At 42.4% G+C, this 16389-nt stretch carries 16 protein-coding genes; 6 read left to right on the forward strand and 10 right to left on the reverse strand.

The features are described 5' to 3' along the window. Positions 1-125: 125 nt before the first annotated feature. On the forward strand, positions 126-626 hold the full coding sequence (locus EGC86_RS08370; RefSeq protein WP_011636383.1) for a YcxB family protein: 501 nt from the start codon (positions 126-128) through the stop codon (positions 624-626). A 42-nt stretch (positions 627-668) separates the two neighbouring features. Here the strand turns inward: EGC86_RS08370 and EGC86_RS08375 are convergent, their stop codons facing one another. Further along, positions 669-1262: a uracil-DNA glycosylase family protein gene (locus tag EGC86_RS08375; RefSeq protein ID WP_165872362.1), complete on the reverse strand. Its 594-nt coding sequence runs from the start codon at positions 1260-1262 to the stop codon at positions 669-671. Positions 1263-1376: 114 nt separating this feature from the next. Here EGC86_RS08375 and EGC86_RS08380 point away from each other — a divergent pair, with 114 nt between their 5' ends. Then, positions 1377-1622, forward strand: a complete 246-nt coding sequence (locus tag EGC86_RS08380) for a hypothetical protein (RefSeq protein ID WP_123777214.1) — start codon at positions 1377-1379, stop codon at positions 1620-1622. Between the two features lie 114 nt (positions 1623-1736). Here the strand turns inward: EGC86_RS08380 and EGC86_RS08385 are convergent, their stop codons facing one another. Then, on the reverse strand, positions 1737-2120 hold the full coding sequence (locus EGC86_RS08385) for an MAPEG family protein (RefSeq protein WP_011636380.1): 384 nt from the start codon (positions 2118-2120) through the stop codon (positions 1737-1739). Positions 2121-2506: 386 nt separating this feature from the next. Here EGC86_RS08385 and bufA2 point away from each other — a divergent pair, with 386 nt between their 5' ends. From bufA2 to EGC86_RS08400, 3 genes are all read left to right on the forward strand, one after another. Continuing rightward, the gene (gene bufA2 / locus EGC86_RS08390; RefSeq protein WP_123777215.1) at positions 2507-2965 is read left to right on the forward strand and encodes a BufA2 family periplasmic bufferin-type metallophore; all 459 of its coding nucleotides are present in this window, start codon (positions 2507-2509) and stop codon (positions 2963-2965) included. A 102-nt stretch (positions 2966-3067) separates the two neighbouring features. Next, positions 3068-4006: an MNIO family bufferin maturase gene (bufB, locus tag EGC86_RS08395; protein WP_123777216.1), complete on the forward strand. Its 939-nt coding sequence runs from the start codon at positions 3068-3070 to the stop codon at positions 4004-4006. A 2-nt stretch (positions 4007-4008) separates the two neighbouring features. Next, the gene (locus EGC86_RS08400; RefSeq protein WP_123777217.1) at positions 4009-4818 is read left to right on the forward strand and encodes an HvfC/BufC N-terminal domain-containing protein; all 810 of its coding nucleotides are present in this window, start codon (positions 4009-4011) and stop codon (positions 4816-4818) included. A gap of 294 nt (positions 4819-5112) precedes the next feature. Here the strand turns inward: EGC86_RS08400 and EGC86_RS08405 are convergent, their stop codons facing one another. From EGC86_RS08405 to EGC86_RS08435, 7 genes are all read right to left on the reverse strand, one after another. Then, entirely contained in the window at positions 5113-6468 is a 1356-nt protein-coding gene (locus EGC86_RS08405) for a sensor histidine kinase (protein WP_123777373.1), read from the reverse strand. A gap of 2 nt (positions 6469-6470) precedes the next feature. Continuing rightward, a complete protein-coding gene (locus EGC86_RS08410; RefSeq protein WP_123777218.1) occupies positions 6471-7874 on the reverse strand; it encodes a sigma-54-dependent transcriptional regulator in 1404 nt (467 codons plus the stop codon). A 160-nt stretch (positions 7875-8034) separates the two neighbouring features. Next, on the reverse strand, positions 8035-9243 hold the full coding sequence (locus EGC86_RS08415; protein ID WP_123777219.1) for an ABC transporter permease: 1209 nt from the start codon (positions 9241-9243) through the stop codon (positions 8035-8037). Positions 9244-9273: 30 nt separating this feature from the next. Continuing rightward, positions 9274-10587 carry an ABC transporter permease gene (locus EGC86_RS08420; protein ID WP_011636373.1) on the reverse strand — a complete coding sequence of 438 codons (1314 nt, stop codon included), beginning with the start codon at positions 10585-10587 and terminating at the stop codon, positions 9274-9276. Positions 10588-10597: 10 nt separating this feature from the next. Beyond that, entirely contained in the window at positions 10598-11296 is a 699-nt protein-coding gene (locus EGC86_RS08425) for an ABC transporter ATP-binding protein (RefSeq protein ID WP_011636372.1), read from the reverse strand. A 140-nt stretch (positions 11297-11436) separates the two neighbouring features. Continuing rightward, positions 11437-11658 carry a hypothetical protein gene (locus tag EGC86_RS08430; RefSeq protein ID WP_102037345.1) on the reverse strand — a complete coding sequence of 74 codons (222 nt, stop codon included), beginning with the start codon at positions 11656-11658 and terminating at the stop codon, positions 11437-11439. 77 nt (positions 11659-11735) lie between these two features. Continuing rightward, positions 11736-12995 (reverse strand): efflux RND transporter periplasmic adaptor subunit, encoded by a 1260-nt coding sequence (locus EGC86_RS08435; RefSeq protein ID WP_123777220.1) that lies wholly within the window; start codon positions 12993-12995, stop codon positions 11736-11738. 680 nt (positions 12996-13675) lie between these two features. Here EGC86_RS08435 and EGC86_RS08440 point away from each other — a divergent pair. Continuing rightward, positions 13676-14722 carry a hypothetical protein gene (locus EGC86_RS08440; protein WP_123777221.1) on the forward strand — a complete coding sequence of 349 codons (1047 nt, stop codon included), beginning with the start codon at positions 13676-13678 and terminating at the stop codon, positions 14720-14722. A 678-nt stretch (positions 14723-15400) separates the two neighbouring features. Here the strand turns inward: EGC86_RS08440 and EGC86_RS08445 are convergent. Next, positions 15401-16270 (reverse strand): cobalamin-binding protein, encoded by an 870-nt coding sequence (locus EGC86_RS08445; RefSeq protein WP_483475603.1) that lies wholly within the window; start codon positions 16268-16270, stop codon positions 15401-15403. Positions 16271-16389 lie beyond the last annotated feature (119 nt).

Here is a 16389-nt window from a genome sequence, read left to right on the forward strand (position 1 = left end):
TTGATATAAATGGGCCATGTGTGAATTAATCACCGTGGCGCTTTTATTTCACCACTAAGCAGACTTTGAGCAAACTGATGACTATGCGATAATCACCCCCATCAACTGCCGTTAATTAGGTCATCATGTCACAAGCCTTTAGTTATACTGCTGAATATGTACTAGACAAATCGTACTTTGAAGAATGTTATCAGCAATCAATTAACCCCAACACCTCACCAAAACGTTTCATTAAAACCACAATCTTTGCGCTTGTAGGTTTGGCTATTCTAATGCTCGACACAGTAAGCCCAACATCGATGAGCACTAAAGAAACCTACTATTTAGGCTACTTTTTTATTGGTTTGGCCGTGGTAGAGTTTTTGAGTATTCGTTTTAATAAAACCTGGTGGTTATGGCGTCAAATGATGAGTAAAGCGGCTGGTGAGCATGTCAATCTCACAATAGATGATAATGGTATCAATAGTCAGTCACTCCATGTTAATCAACAGATTTTGTGGACTGATATTTATCGAATTACTGAAACCGATGCAGGCTTGTTAATTAAACTGCAAAAAACCACGACTTATTTGTCTAAACGCTGCTTAGATAAAAGCGCTATCGACTTTATTAATCAGAAACAATAGCTTGAAATATAACTTAACCTAATAGCTCACAAACAATAACGCCTAGGCTAATGCATTCGCAACACGAAGACGAATGTCGCTAAGTAACTCATCTTCAAACCATGGGTTACGACTAAGCCAAATATTATTGCGCGGACTGGGATGCGGCAGAGGAATATAACGTGGCCCAAACCTGCGCCATTGCTGCACAGTTTCGGTTAATGTTTTCGGCTTATCGGCTAAATAATACTGTTGTGCATATTGCCCTACCAATAATATCAACTTGACGTTAACTAACTGCTGCAGCAATAAATCATGCCATTTAGGCGCACATTCTGGCCGTGGAGGTAAGTCGCCTGACTTTCCTTTACCAGAACCGGCATAACTGCCCGGATAACAAAAACCCATCGGCATAATAGCAATCTGTTTAGCATCGTAAAAAACATCTTTAGTTACCCCTAACCACAACCGCAATCGGTCGCCACTGGCGTCATCGAATGGAATACCCGACAAATGTACTTTACGTCCAGGGGCCTGACCGATGATCAACACTTTTGCTTGCGGATCAATTTGTACTACTGGGCGTACACCATCAACTAGACATGATGCACAAAGCTGACAATTTTTTACTTGAGTGAGTAACGAAACCATATCCAATGCCTTACTTTTTGTATATAAAATCATAAAAAGCGTGTAAATCACTATATCCAACGGAACTAAGCTGCAGTAGTATTTGTCAAAATAACAAAGTTCTCCCAAGAAGGAACAACCATGCAACATTCACGTTTAGCCCGTACAACTTTAGCTGCTATGTTAATTAGCGGTATAGCGATAAGTTTTAGCGCTGCAGCACTTCCCCAAGCACCCGTTAACGATGTGGTTTCATTAAAAGAAGCCTGCCAACAAATTGCACTAGAAGACCAACTGCCAGAAAGTGAAGTCGACGCATTTTTGCTTGATTGCGTTAACGACCAATTAACCGAAATGGGCTACGAACGTGTTGCTAGCCTAGATTAAGCCAGTACTAAGCCTAGACTACCCTCATAATGACTAGTATCAACTGACTCCCATAAAAAAAACGCCATTAAGGCGTTTTTTTATAGGAGTAAATGTTGTTTGAGTAAAATAAGCTTAAAACGCTTGGCAAAATATCCCTATCGATGCACCTATGGCCACAAACCAAGATAATGAACGTAATGTTCCAAAATTCAATAAATACAGCGCATGGTAAACCAGCCGTGCGACCACATGTACTATGGCTAAAAGCGCAACGACATCGGTAACATTATTGGTGATCAATGCGGTTAATACTGCAATCCCAAATACGATTAGCGATTCAAATGCATTTTGATGTCCTGCTAATGCCCGCGCGCCAAAACCGGTTAATTGAGCTTGCTGCGCTCTTGGATGGTCATTGTCATATCGGCCCAATTTAGCCATTGCCATCGCTAATGGAACTTTTGCCGCATACGGCAACAGCATGGCAATCAATAAACATATCAGTATCGTCTGCATAATCTATCCTTAGTTATTAATATTCTTATTATGTGTTAGCTGTGCATTAGTTGTATTAGTCGCGATTGAACCAGTTGTGTTAACCATTAGTGTAATGAGAACAAAATAACATAATCAACAGACTTTAATAACAACCTAATTCATATAATGCTTAAGCACTCATCTGAAAAATTATAATTTATTGTTTCACCATATAAATCAATCACAAGTTAACACATCAACAACATTTTAGTGACTAGTCTACATGTTAACTTGAAAGATATTGAGTCACTTCACGGTCAATACTAATAACTCCTAACAAGTGTGATAGCTGCAGCAAATCAATCTTGTGACGAGTAACAAGAATAAGCAGTAAAAATAATAATCAACATTGTAAGGAATACATCATGAATACCAAAGCACAAACTAGCTTAACCGGCGCAGCATTAGCACTCGCAATGGCAAGCTTATCAGGTCAGGCTATGGCCGCTGAAACAAGCACAGCACCTTTAGCTGCTGGCGAAACAGATTTAGTCCATTGTTACGATGTAAACGTTTGTAAAGGTCACAATGACTGCAAAACAGCTGACAATGCTTGTAACGGTCAAGCAAGCTGTAAAGGCACTGGTTTTGTTGGCATGCCTTCAAAAGCCTGTGCTGATGTTGGTGGCACGCAAAAAGATGATTGGGTTGGTAAAGTCACTAAAGCCGATTTAGTGCATTGTTACGGTGTTAACGTCTGTAAAGGCCATAACGATTGTAAAGGTGCCGATAACGCTTGTGGCGGTATGGCAAGCTGTAAAGGTACTGGTTTTGTTAGCACTACAGCAAAATCTTGTGCTGATATTGGCGGTAAAGCAAGCTAGTCCTCACTAGACTAATAAGGTTGATGACTTTTACCTTACCTCTTTTCAAAGTCATCAGCCTTTTTATTCATTACCCATGTGTTCGCAATGACAGGATATCCCATGCCAAATACACGTATTACAGAAGACTTTCTTGGATTTGGTTTAGGCTTACGGACTGACCATTTTGAACATATTTTACAACACCAACCCGATATAGACTGGTTTGAAGTATTGTCTGAAAACTACTTAGTCGCTGGCGGTAAGCCCCGATATTATTTAGAAGCCATTGCCGAACAATATCCTGTTGTAATGCACGGTGTATCAATGTCGATAGGCAGTAGCGATCCTTTAGATATGGATTACTTAAAAGCCCTTAAAAAACTCAGTAACGACATTCAACCGAAATGGATATCAGATCATATTTGCTGGACTTCAATTCACGGCGTTAATAGCCATGACTTACTGCCACTGCCTTATACCGAAGAAACCGTGAAGCATGTAGCTGAGCGAGTGCGTATTGTGCAGGATTTTTTAGGCAGACGAATTCTGCTAGAAAACGTATCAAGTTATTTGTCATACCAAGACTCGACCATGGATGAATGGGATTTTTTAAGCCAGGTGGCAGAAGCGGCTGATTGCCTAGTATTACTCGACATTAATAATATTTATGTCAGCGCCCGTAATCATCATTTTAATCCGCTCGACTACCTTAAAAAAATCGACCCACGCCGGGTACAACAGTTTCATTTAGCCGGCCACAGCGACTTTGGTGATTATGTCATTGATACTCACGACCATGACGTGCCAGCGTCCGTATGGACACTTTACCAAGCAGCACTAGAACGCTTTGGCGCTGTTAGCACCATGATTGAACGCGACGCGAATATTCCCCAGCTCCCCGCGTTATATAATGAATTACTTGAGGCTAAACACATAGCCCAGATAACCTTGCCCGACGATCCTGCCCTAGCACGTTCGCAATTTGGCACACGTTCACTTGATGATTTAGGCAAGTTTATCAGCGCTAATCACGCTTCACCGCAAAAAGTCAGGGCATAAACATGAGTCGTTTAGCTGAGATTCAACAGCAATTTATGCAGTATTTACTGTCTGATGGTTCGGATACACAACACGGACACATTCAGTCGGTGATGAAAGCCAATGTGTCTGAACAAGCAGGGATCAGCGCCAATGATCGCCTACAAATTTATGCCAACGCTTACCGGATCCGCTTAAAAGAAACCATTGAAACCGACCACCAGCTACTTGGGTTGTATTTGGGTGACGATTTATTCGATAAAATGGCAGCCGACTATACTCGTCAATATCCATCAAGCAATAAGTCTCTGCGCCAATTTTGTGATGGTTTACCGAAGTTTTTACAACAAGATGCGTTTTTTAAACAGCATCCGATTATTGCCGATTTAGCCCGATTCGAGCGCCGGTTACTCAATGCATTTGATGCTGCAGACTGTGCCCGTGCAAGCTTTAGTGACTTACAGGCCATTTCACCAGAATTGTGGCCCAATTGCTGTTTACGTTTTCATCCCAGCGTACAAATATTCACTTGTAACAGTAATGCCGTCGAAGCTTGGCAAGCATTGAAAATAGACACAGCACCACCGACGCCAGACTATCAATCATCTAGAGCATGGTTGTTATGGCGGGGAGAGTTGCGGTTAACAGAATTTGTATCATTAACGACAGAGCAACATGCGTTGTTACTCGGATTTATTCAGGGCAACAACTTTGCCGACCAGTGCGAACAAATGCTGCAATGGCACGACGAGCAATCTGCGCCAATGATGGTACTGCAAACCATGCAAACCTGGTTTCAACGCGGCTTAATTCGAGCTGTAGTGAGTAAGTAGCTAATTTACGTTAACTCATTTCTGGACATGCTTGATAACGACCTTCTCGTCGTCCCGGCAGTGCTTTTGAGCCGGGATCCAGGTATTTGTACTTTTGTACTTTTGTACTTTTGTACTTATTTACTTATTTACTTATTTACTTATTTACTTATTTACTTATTTACTTATTTACTTATTTACTTATGGTCTGCGGCCATAGCCTAACCAACTTTGGGGCAAAAAGTTTTACGGCTTCAACTCTCTTTTGGAAAATATAACTCGTAACAATCAGACTTTATTCATCATTAGTCAGTGTTAACCCTGCTGAGCAGGCAACCATACTTTTACGCTTAAACCGCCTTCTACGCGGTTTTGCATGCTAATTCGGCCACCGTGGGCTTCAATAATTTCACGACACAAGGGCAAACCTATCCCAGTACCAGATTGTTTAGTTGAGTAAAACGGTAACAAGGCTTGCGACAATACCTCGCTAGACATCCCGCAACCTTGGTCATCTACTTTGATTAATAACCCGTTAATTGGATGAGTCACTTCCTCAAACGTTATCGACACAGTGTCTGCCTCCGCGCCAGACTCGTGAGCGTTTTTAAGCAGATTAATAAAGACTTGTTCTAATTGCACTGCATCGAGTTTTATCGGCTTAACCGGTAAAGGTGATAACAGATTAAATGGGTATTGCTGCGCTAATTGCTGGGTCATCTTAGCCCAATCAATTGAGGCTTTTTGTGGCAGCGGTAACTTAGCAAACTGGGCATAATGAGAGATAAATTGGCTCAGGTGTGTGGTGCGATTCTCGATGGTATCAAAAATTAATTGCAACTTGCTGTCGTCTAAGTGCTGGGTTAAAAACTTACCTGAGTTGACCATAGAAGCAATGGGTGCGACCGAATTGTTCAGCTCGTGGCTAATAATTCGAATCACCTTTTTCCACACAGCTACTTCTTGGCGGTTAAGTTCTTTGGTGAGTTGTTTAAGTAAAATTAAATGGTGCTGCTGATTGTTTTGAGTAAAGCGGCCACGAGAGATATGCCAGGTTTCAACGTCGCTACTGTCAGCATCAGTATTAGAATGACTATCAACACCATCGGCCCCGCTACCGCCCATCGAAAACAGTCCTTCTTGCTCACTGCTTAACGCCGCTTTAAGCGTGTCGGGTAACATCACCACAAGATCAGGTAACAACATGCCTTCTACTTTGACACCCTGATTAAACAAATGCCTTGCGGCGCCATTGGCGTAAATGACTCGCTGGGAATCATCGATTAATAGCATGACATTAGGTGAGTTCTGAATCACTTTATCGAGCATTAACTCGCGCTGATAAATAAACTGTCGCTCACTACGCAATTTTGCCGATGCTTGGTTATATAAGCTCACTAGCGCATCTAATTGTGGTTCGCCGTAGGGATGCAGCGACACACTAAAATCATTATCTTTAAAGTTAAGTAGACCGATTTCCAATGCTTGCAGACTTTCACTTAATCGTCTTGTTAGCCACATACTGCAAAAATAACACACAGCCAGCATCACAATAATAGCCAACCATAAGGTGTCATCACCCAATGTAAGCCACACTAAAGCGCCTGACATCGCTCCCAAAAGGCAGCTCAACATGTTACTGATCAGCAATTTAGTGCGCAGTGATAACATCATTATCTAGTCACCCTAAGGCCATATTTCTCCATACGGCGATAAAGGGCTTGTCGGCTTAAGCCAAAGGATTTAGCCACTCTGGCAATGACGCCATTATATTGCACTAAGGCGTCTTCTAGCTGTTGCTTATCGGGTTCGCAAATCGACTGAGTATCATCAATGCCCTGATCTTGTTGGCCAAGATGATGCTCAACAACAAGCGCATGCTGGGTAGCCGCGCCGCCATTAGCTATCGCCATCAAGCCAAAGTCATCAATCGTTAATTGTGGTGACTTAGCTAACAGCGCCGCCCTTTTACAGGCATTTTCTAATTCGCGCACATTGCCCGACCAACTATGATTAATTAAGGCCTGCTGGGTCGACTTATCAAGGCTAAAATGAGCACCAATAAAGTGTTTCACTAACGGTAAAATATCGTCCTGGCGTTGATTCAATGGTGATATGGCTAGCTCAATGACATTTAAACGATAAAATAAATCTTCACGAAAACGCCCATGAGCAATGTCGTCGGCTAAATCCGCGTTGGTAGCACTAATTACCCGCACATTCACTTTGCGGGTTTGATGACTGCCTAAACGTTCAAACTCACCGGTTTGTAATACCCGTAATAACTTTACTTGGCCAGATAATGGCAAATTACCAATTTCATCTAAAAATAACGTGCCACCATCGGCAGCTTCAAAACGGCCCATACGGGTTTTATTGGCGCCCGTAAAAGCGCCCGCTTCAGCGCCAAACAATTCGGCCTCTAATAAATCCATTGGTAAAGCACCAATGTTGACCTTAATAAAGGGTTTGTCTTTTAATGGCGAGTTGGCCTGTAAAATATCGGCTATTTTGTCTTTGCCCGCACCATTTGGGCCAGTGATCATCACAGACACATCGGAGCGCGCAACTTGCAACGCTAAATCAACACAGCGCTGCATGGCACCACTACCAAAAATTAGGCCACATAAATCGGCGCCATTAATGACCGACATCCGTTCACTGTCTATCCGGGTTAATTGGCTATTTTGCTGAGACAGTCGATAAATTGATAATAGATTGCTAATACTATTAAGCAGCTTAGCGTCATCCCACGGTTTACCCATGTAATCAGCTGCCCCCGCTTTAACCAACTCGACAGCGGTTTCTAATTGGGTCCACGCGGTCATTAAAATAATCGGTAAATTGGGCTGTAACTGACGCAATGCGTAAAACAGTTGCTTACCCTCTTCACCCGAGGTGGTATCACGGCTAAAGTTCATATCCTGAATGACTAAGCTGATCTCTTTATTAGTCACAATCTCAATAGCCGCATCTGGTGAGTGACAAAAAATAGCTTGATAGCCATGCAGCTCAATCATTAGCGCAAGCGCTTGGCAAATGGCATGATTGTCATCAACAATTAAAATATTATCCATTACGATGATGTTGTTCTCATTGAGTTATATCCAAATATCTGTATTTATTAGTCACGTATACAAGCCTAGCACGCTAGGGCAAGATTCAATACATTAGCAATGACTGTCTCGCATAGAGTCTCAAGCTGAATATCAAGCTGAGCCTCTAATGGTATGCGGTCTACACGCTGCGCGTTGCCATGGCGGGTGAAATATTAGCCGCCTTAGCTGCTGGCACTATTACCGCTAGCGTAGTCACTACCAGCAAGCCAATAACAGAGATAATAGGATAAATCACCGGTACCATAGGTAAGCTATACAGTGACATTAATTGCTGCCCAAGTACCAACGATAGCATGCCACCGATGACCCCACCGACAATACAAATTAGGTAATTTTCCACCATAAAGTATTCAATAATGTCACGTTTACGTGCACCCAGCGCGCGGCGAGTACCTATTTGTTTGGTGCGGCGTTGAATATTAAACATCACCATACCGGTTAATCCCAACGCTGTAATTAACAACAATAAAACCACCATAATACTTAACACTGTCGCCATTAAACGGTGGTTACTGTAAGTTAAATTTTTAATCGTGGTGAGTGTTTGGAAGTTCTCCACTACACGGTTTGGGTTTTCTGCATACAAGGCTTTACTAATGGCTTCTTCTAACGCTGGAATATGTTCAGGTAATGCCCGCACCATGTATGATTTATTACTACTACTGCCACCAAAATCGATATTCTGGATCACGCTGTATTCAAAGTTTTCGTGGTCAACCCAAGCACCTTGCAGCTTATCCACTACGCCTATAATGGTCACGGCTTGCTCACCTTGATACATGGTTTTACCTAAAGGCGACTCATCGCCCCAAAAGGCTTTGGCTAACGGTTGCGACACTAACGCCATCATGCCGCTGTCATCTAAGCTGGTATTAATTTCATCGGCGGTAAAATTTCGCCCGGCAATTAACTTCGCTCCCATCACATTGAGTAAGTGCTCATTACCCAAATAAAAGGCAAACCCAGGGGTGCTTTTAGCGGTATCGGCATCTGGGCCGTCAACATAGCGATCCATCCATCCGCTGCCGCTTAACGGCAACATATTGCTGTAACTGGCATCAATTACATTGGGCAGCGAACGCAAAATTTGTTGGTCAACTTGGTTTTGTTTCATGTTGTCGATAGCAGGATCGAAATTATACAGGTTAAAGGTCAGGATCTGATCTTCGGCATAGCCAGATTCTCGCTGCATTAGCGACAAACGTTCGTTAATAATAAAGCTCGCATTGGCGACTATCGCAACTGACAAAATAATCTGCAATAGCAATAAAACCGGCGCACTTTTACTGCGCATTAAACTGGATAAAATCGGTTTGATATGTAACATGGTGATGTCCTTTCTTAAGCTTAACTGGAGTTATTGGGCTTTTAAATACACACTGGGTTTAGTGCGGCACACCACCCAAGCAGGGTAAACCCCAGCCAATACCGCGGTAGAGATAGCAATTAATGGCGTGATAATCCACATACTGGCATCAAGCCCAGTAACACTTTGGTCCATTGAAAAATAGCTATGCAGCGCCGTTAACGACCCCCAAGCCCATAACAAACCCACTACGCCACCGATAAAACCAATCATACCCACTTCGACCATATACTGACTAAAAATCTGTCCACGACTGGCACCAATAGCACGACGAACACCCACCTCTGGCGCACGCTTTAAAAACTTGGTTAGCAACAGCCCGAGAATATTCACCAAGCACACGCTTAAAAACAGCAAGCTTAAACCGACTAGTATTTTGTTATCTTTGGGCACCACATCGTTATCTTCAAGCCATTTCGCGATGTCGCTAATTTGCACTGACTCGCTAGGGATTTTAGCGGTATCAGTAAAGCGGCCGAGCGCTCTTTGCTGCTCAACATAACGCGTTAACCAGCCTAAAAAGCTTTGTTTCTGCTCATCGGTGTTCAGTTCAGTCCAAAATTGAATCCATACTTTTTCTGACGCTAAGCGGTCGCTGTATGTGATCATGGGTTCGAACTTCCAACCGCTGGTGTTACCCCATACATCAAATTCTTCTTGGCCTGTTAACGAGAACGGAATGAATATCTCTTCAGCATCATTAAAGGCACCATTAAGTGGATCGTAGTATTTAGGTTGCGGATTCCAGTCATCAATCACCCCAACAATTTGATAAGGTTTACGGTCTAAAAAGAGTGTTTTGCCTACGCTATTTTTACCTTCAAAAAAGCGTAAATTTAATTTTTGACTAATCACCACTTGGTAAGCTGGGCGTAAATCAACACTGGCATCCCAGTAACTGCCATAAATAAAGGGTACCGAAAAAATCCTAAAAAAGTCTCTGTCGGTTAACCGAACGCTGTTCAACACGGGTTCAATTTTAGGATTGTCAGATTGCAATGCTAAGCCAGTTCGATAAGTCGCTGCTTTGAGGCTTAATTCTTTGTTATTGCGTAAGTTCATCGCATCCATATAGGTGATGCTTGGAATAAACTCATCCCAGGTATCCAAGCCTTGGCTCCACAACTGCACTGAATTAATCACCTCACTGCGATCGCCCGCCGGATTATAAGACATAGTTTTATAGACATTGAGCGTAGTGATAGTAATGCCGATACCAATCGAAATCGCTAATACCATCAACATCGATAACATCGGCGTTTTACGGATACTTCGCCACGCTAAATCACAATAGTAAAAAAACATAGTGTTCCCCTTAGCGAGTGCCAGTAGCAGCTGGTTGGTACATCGAAAAATCACATACTTGACCATCAACAATTTGAATATTGCGCTGGGCACGACGCGCAAGCTCTGAGTCATGGGTCACCATAATAATGGTGGTGCCTTGTTGATTGATATTTTCAAGTAATTCCATCACCTGGCGCGCCATTAAACTGTCTAAATTACCGGTTGGTTCATCGGCTAATAAAAACCGTGGTTCGCCTGCTAATGCGCGCGCAATGGCGACACGTTGCTGTTGTCCGCCAGACAATTGTGTCGGTAAGTGTTTCATCCGCGCACCTAAGCCGACTTGTTCTAATGCTGATTCAACTCGGCGCTTACGCTCGCTGGCATTCATACCGCGATAACGCAGCGGCACTTCAACATTTTCGGCTAAATTAAGGTCTGGAATAAGGTTGAAACCCTGAAAGATAAAGCCAATTTTTTCATTACGGACTTTTGCACTTTTATTGTCACTTAAATTCGACACATTGACGCCATCAAGGCTGAACTCGCCAGAGGTAAAGCCTTCGAGCAACCCCGCAATATTCAAAAAGGTGGTTTTACCTGAACCAGACGGCCCTGTAACCGCGACAAACTCGCCTTCATTCACTTCAAGGTTAAAGTCACGCAGTGCATGGGTTTCAACTAAGTCAGTTTTGAATACTTTACTGATATTTTTCATGGATAACATAATGGCTTCCTTGGTTTATTCGGTTGTCGCATCCCAGCGCTTAGGGCTGATAATGTGAATCTTGCTAATCTGAATACAGTTGTTCTAAATACTTTTGTTTTTAATGCTATTGGCGTCAGTGTCGTTAGTATTAGTCATCGCTAAAACAACAGCTTAATGTTGACCATGTCGCTAATATCAATATGCAAGCGAACAGCCGGATTAACATCACTTAACCGAGTCGATACTTGGCTGCTCATGTCAATTAACTGCAAACTGACCGATAACCAATCTGTATGATTATCAATGCGATAACTCACCGCTATTGCGAGAATAAATAACGCGGCTAGCGCGATAAGCTGTCTACGTTGAATAAAAGTCATAGAATGTCCTTACTCAGTTAAATGTTTGGTTATTTGCTTCGTTATTGATTTAGCTATCGACTTAATTATCAACTTAGCTATCGGATTTGAATCGTGGGGTCATTTTTAAAGGTCTCGGTACCGGATATCACCCATACGTCACCTGCTTCACCGCCTTCAAGCACTTCAACCTGGCTCATACTGCGTGCGCCCAATTTAACGGGTTTCTTTTGGGCGACAGCCTCGTTAACTTGATACGCTACTTCGCCGCCCATATTGAGAAAATCACCACGTTTCACTATCAATACATTGGGTCTATTTTCCAGTAAGACTCGGGCAGACAAACGCTGATTTTGACGTAACGATAAAGTGTTACTGTCAGCAAAACGCACCCGGGCGGTCACTTCACGATTACGTACTTCGGGTGAAATTGACGATAATTGGCCTACCACATTAACGTTGCCAAAACTCAGCTCGACATCCATCCCTAAACCCAGTTCATCGGCATAAGACTCTGGCACAGCCAACTCAGCTTCAAAGGCAGTTAAATCGACCACAGTTAATATTGGTTGGCTGGCGGCAATACGGGCTTTTTGCTCCACCAGCCAGTTACCAATAATGCCGCTAACCGGAGCAATAATACTCAAGGCGTTGGCTTGACGAGTTAACTCCCTCACCACTAGCGCTTGACGTTGTACTTCAAGGGTACGGTTTTTAATTTCAAAACTGAGGGTATCGCGCATAAGCTCGACTTCTTGCTGGGCATGCTTATGTAATAATTTGGCTTTGTGTAAATCATCTTTGCTTTTTTCAAAATCGATTTTGCTGATCAAACTCGACTCAATCAATTGATCACCACGACGACTTTCACGATCAGCGGCTTCTAAATCCACTTTCGCCATGTCTAAAATCTGGCTAACACGCAATTGCTCACGGCGGGCATCTAACTTGGCGCGCTCTAAACTGCCCTGCATGCCTTCAAGCATCGACTGCTGTTGTTGCAATTCACTTTGTAAACGCGGGCTTTCAATCTTGGCCACCACTTGCCCCAGCTCAACTTCATCACCAGGTTGACTTAATAGCGTCACCACACCTTCTTCCGTGCTATATAAAATGGGCGCATTGGCCGCGACAATTTTACCGGTAGTGGCAATATCACGCACCAACGTGCCAAGGGTTAAGGTTGCCAAACGTAAATCTGCACCATCAACCGAGCGTTGATTACTGTCATGACTTAAACTCGCCCACACCAACGCGCTCATCAATATGGCGCCGCAACCTATCATCAAGGGTAAGCGCAATTTACGACCTAACTTAGGCGCAATAACAGTATCTTGGCTACTTGTGTCTTTAATCATCTCAGGTCCTTAGGTAACGCGCTGACGCACCCACCTCTTCACATTTATATCAAGATAAAGCACAAGCCATGCCAATAGTTATTTATTGTTATTTTTCATAATGATAAGGATTTATAAAGATAACCGAACACCCTAAAAGTGTCCGCGGACAGCGTTAAAAACTGTCCGGTTAGTGAGAAAGTGTCCGAGCGGACACTTATGGTTTGCTTTGTACTTATGACCTACGGCCACTAACGTCGTGGCGCTTCGCCCACACCAGACCGAGAGGAAACCAACGGCTGTTCCCTCTTGGAACTCCCAGCCGCCACATCAAAATTATCTGAAAAGCGATAATTTCGCGACGTGGTACGATCCAGCTTTTGACTTCATCTGTAACCGTCTTCGGCCTTATTCGAAAATGCTAACGCTTCCGATGGTACATCCTGTACCGCGAAAGCTAGCGGGCCATCCATGGCCAGCTCACGCTATTTTCTTCAACGGCCTCAAGTTCAGAATTGAATTTGCACATTTTTAAGTAAGGCTAACTCGTTGTTGGATAGAAATGAGTTATCACTGGTAATGATCAGGGAGAGCAAGAATGGTCTCATTATTCTGATATGCATGAGAAAATCGCTTATTTGCCTCTATTTATCCAAGGATTCATGATTAAATAGATGTAATTTTTGTTAAAGGATTCATTAATGACCAGTTATAGAGATAGATGTCACGCAAAGTCTATAGAATCAATAAACTCTAAAAAGGTTTATCTTGATACGAAATACTGGTTAATTCTTAGGGATGTTCATCGAGGAATAACTAGCGATACTGCAAAGCTTCGTCTATATAACTTAGTCATGAATCTAGCTGAAAGTGGAAAAATGATCTTCCCTTTTTCAGAGTCACATTTTGAAGAGTTTTTAAAACAAACCAGTCCTGAGTCACTAGAATCTACGCTGTCTTTAGTATACTTATTGTCTAGAAACACTGCCATTCGACCTTATCGCGAACGTGTCGTTGTTGAATTTGAGTTCATGTTAAGATTCCTCCTAGATCCAGAAGGAATGAAAGGCCATAATTTGGAATTATGCTCTCAGCATATTTGGACTTGTGTAGCCTATGGATGGGGAAAGTTTACTGTAGTTGACACAGGTGAACAAAATAGAACATATGACAATAAAGTTCAGGATGTTTACTTTGATAATTCAATAGGCCTGGCAACTTATCTTGAACATTTACAGCATAATTCTGAGTTTGTTAATAGCTTTCCTGACCCCACACAAAAAATCCTAAATAGAAGAAAATCTAGAAGTGGAAGGATTAATGAAATATTAGTCCATGAACTCAAATCGGAAATTATTGAACATAAATGTGATATTTTAAATGCCATCTCAAACACTGTCGAAAATTACACTGTTGATCAAGCTAATTCTATTATGAATATTTTGTTTGAAAGAAAATGCGCAAATACTCTAGATGACCTTATTCCATCAATGAACACATTCTCTACTATTTGTGCCACTTGGATTATCTCACAAAATAAAAATATTAATATAAACGACTTTTTCGATATGCATCATGCTGCATCAGCCCTTCCATACTTTGATTTGTTTTTAACAGAAAAAAGCTTGTCAGATGCAATAAATCGGGTACTCCCTAAATATTTGCCATTTCAACATGTAAAGGTATATGCAAACATCGATAGTGCTATTGAAGCGTTAATAATACTGAGTGAAACTTCAGATAATTAAAATTTAAGTATACATTCTGTATTAAGGTGTAATATCCGAAAAACAGCCCTTTATTATAATAGTTGTAACGCACTTTGGGGCAAAAACGACTTGGATTTGATTTAAAAATGTACAAACTCAACTCAGAACTTGAGGACGTTGAAGAAAATAGCGTGAGCCTGACAGGACGTCAGGCTAGCTTTCGTTGGCCAGGGATGGCCTATCGGAAGCGTTAGCATTTTCGAATAAGGCCGAAGAAGATTTCAAACGAAGTCAAAAGTTAAAATTAACCCCATGGCGACCTTTTCGCTGTTTGAAAATGTTGCGGGGCGGCTGGGAGTTCCAAGAGGGAACAGCCGTTGGTTTCCTCTTGGTCTGGTGTGGGTGAAGCGCCACGACGTTAGTGGCCACAGGCCATAAAAGCAACAAGAAAACACCTGGATTCCGGCTCAAAAGCATTACCGGAATGACAAAGTATTTGGCCCGTGCAGGGTGGAACCTTGCGATGTTAATTCAAACGCAGTTTGAAAAGTCTGGTGTGGGCGAAGCGCCACGACGTTAGTGGCCGCAGGCCATAAAAGCAACAAACAAACACCTGGATCCCGGCTCACAATCATTACCGGGATGACGGAATAAGAAATCGAATATACCGCCACGACGAAATAAGAAATCGATTATGCTGCACGACTGAATAAAGTCTTACTTTCTTACCTTATCCAACGCCCCGCAAACCGCATTAACGCCTTGAATTGCCCTTGGGGTTGCCCGATGAAGTAAATCGGCATCAAACTGATATATATGCTGGTTTTTTACCGCGGGTAGCTCAGGCCAGTCAGACCAATTAATACCTAAAATATTGCCTTCATCTTGGCTTTGTAAAATCACTTGTGCGCCAGTTAGTAACACATTTTCGATGCTAATTTGTGGATACTCACTTGCTGCATCATAAAACACATTTTCACCATGGCACACTTCAATAAGGTTTTGGATCCAACTGCCCTTAGCAACTGTCATCAACGGTGTTGACCATAATTGATAAAACACTTTTACCGCAGGCTTCGTTTGGTTTTGCAACGTAATATCAGCCAATTGCTGACGATAGTCATCGGCCACTTGCTTGGCTTTAACCGAATGTCCGGTGAGTTTACCCAGCAGTTCAATATCCGTAGCAACATCAGCTAAGCTTTTAGGATCACTATTCACAACGGTAAAACCTAAATCACGTAGCTGATTAATGTCTTCCATTTTATTACCGCTTTGCCACACCAGCACCAAATCGGGATTCAGTTCAATCACTCGCTCGATTTGAATACCGTAATAACCACCGATACTCGGAATACTCTTAGCTGCTGCAGGGAAATCGGCATAATCGGTGGTGGCTACAATTGAGTCGCCAGCACCAATAGCAAACAGCATTTCAACCCCATGTGGCGATAAAGCAATAATCCGTTTCGCTGGCGGCTTATCTTGTAAATCATCAGAAGCCGTCGGTTCAGCCGCGGGTAAAACGAGTGATACAGACGAGAGCCCAATCACTGTGATGAGCGTTAAAAATACACGTAGCAAAATACTGTCCTTAATCGAAATGTTTTTAATAATGAATAGTAATAGTGGTTAGTAATAGTGGTGACTAATAGTGGTTGCTATTAGTGGTTGCTATTAGTGGTTGCTAACACTCGTTATTTAAT

The organism is Shewanella frigidimarina (assembly GCF_003797125.1).
GTDB classification, from domain to species: domain Bacteria; phylum Pseudomonadota; class Gammaproteobacteria; order Enterobacterales; family Shewanellaceae; genus Shewanella; species Shewanella frigidimarina.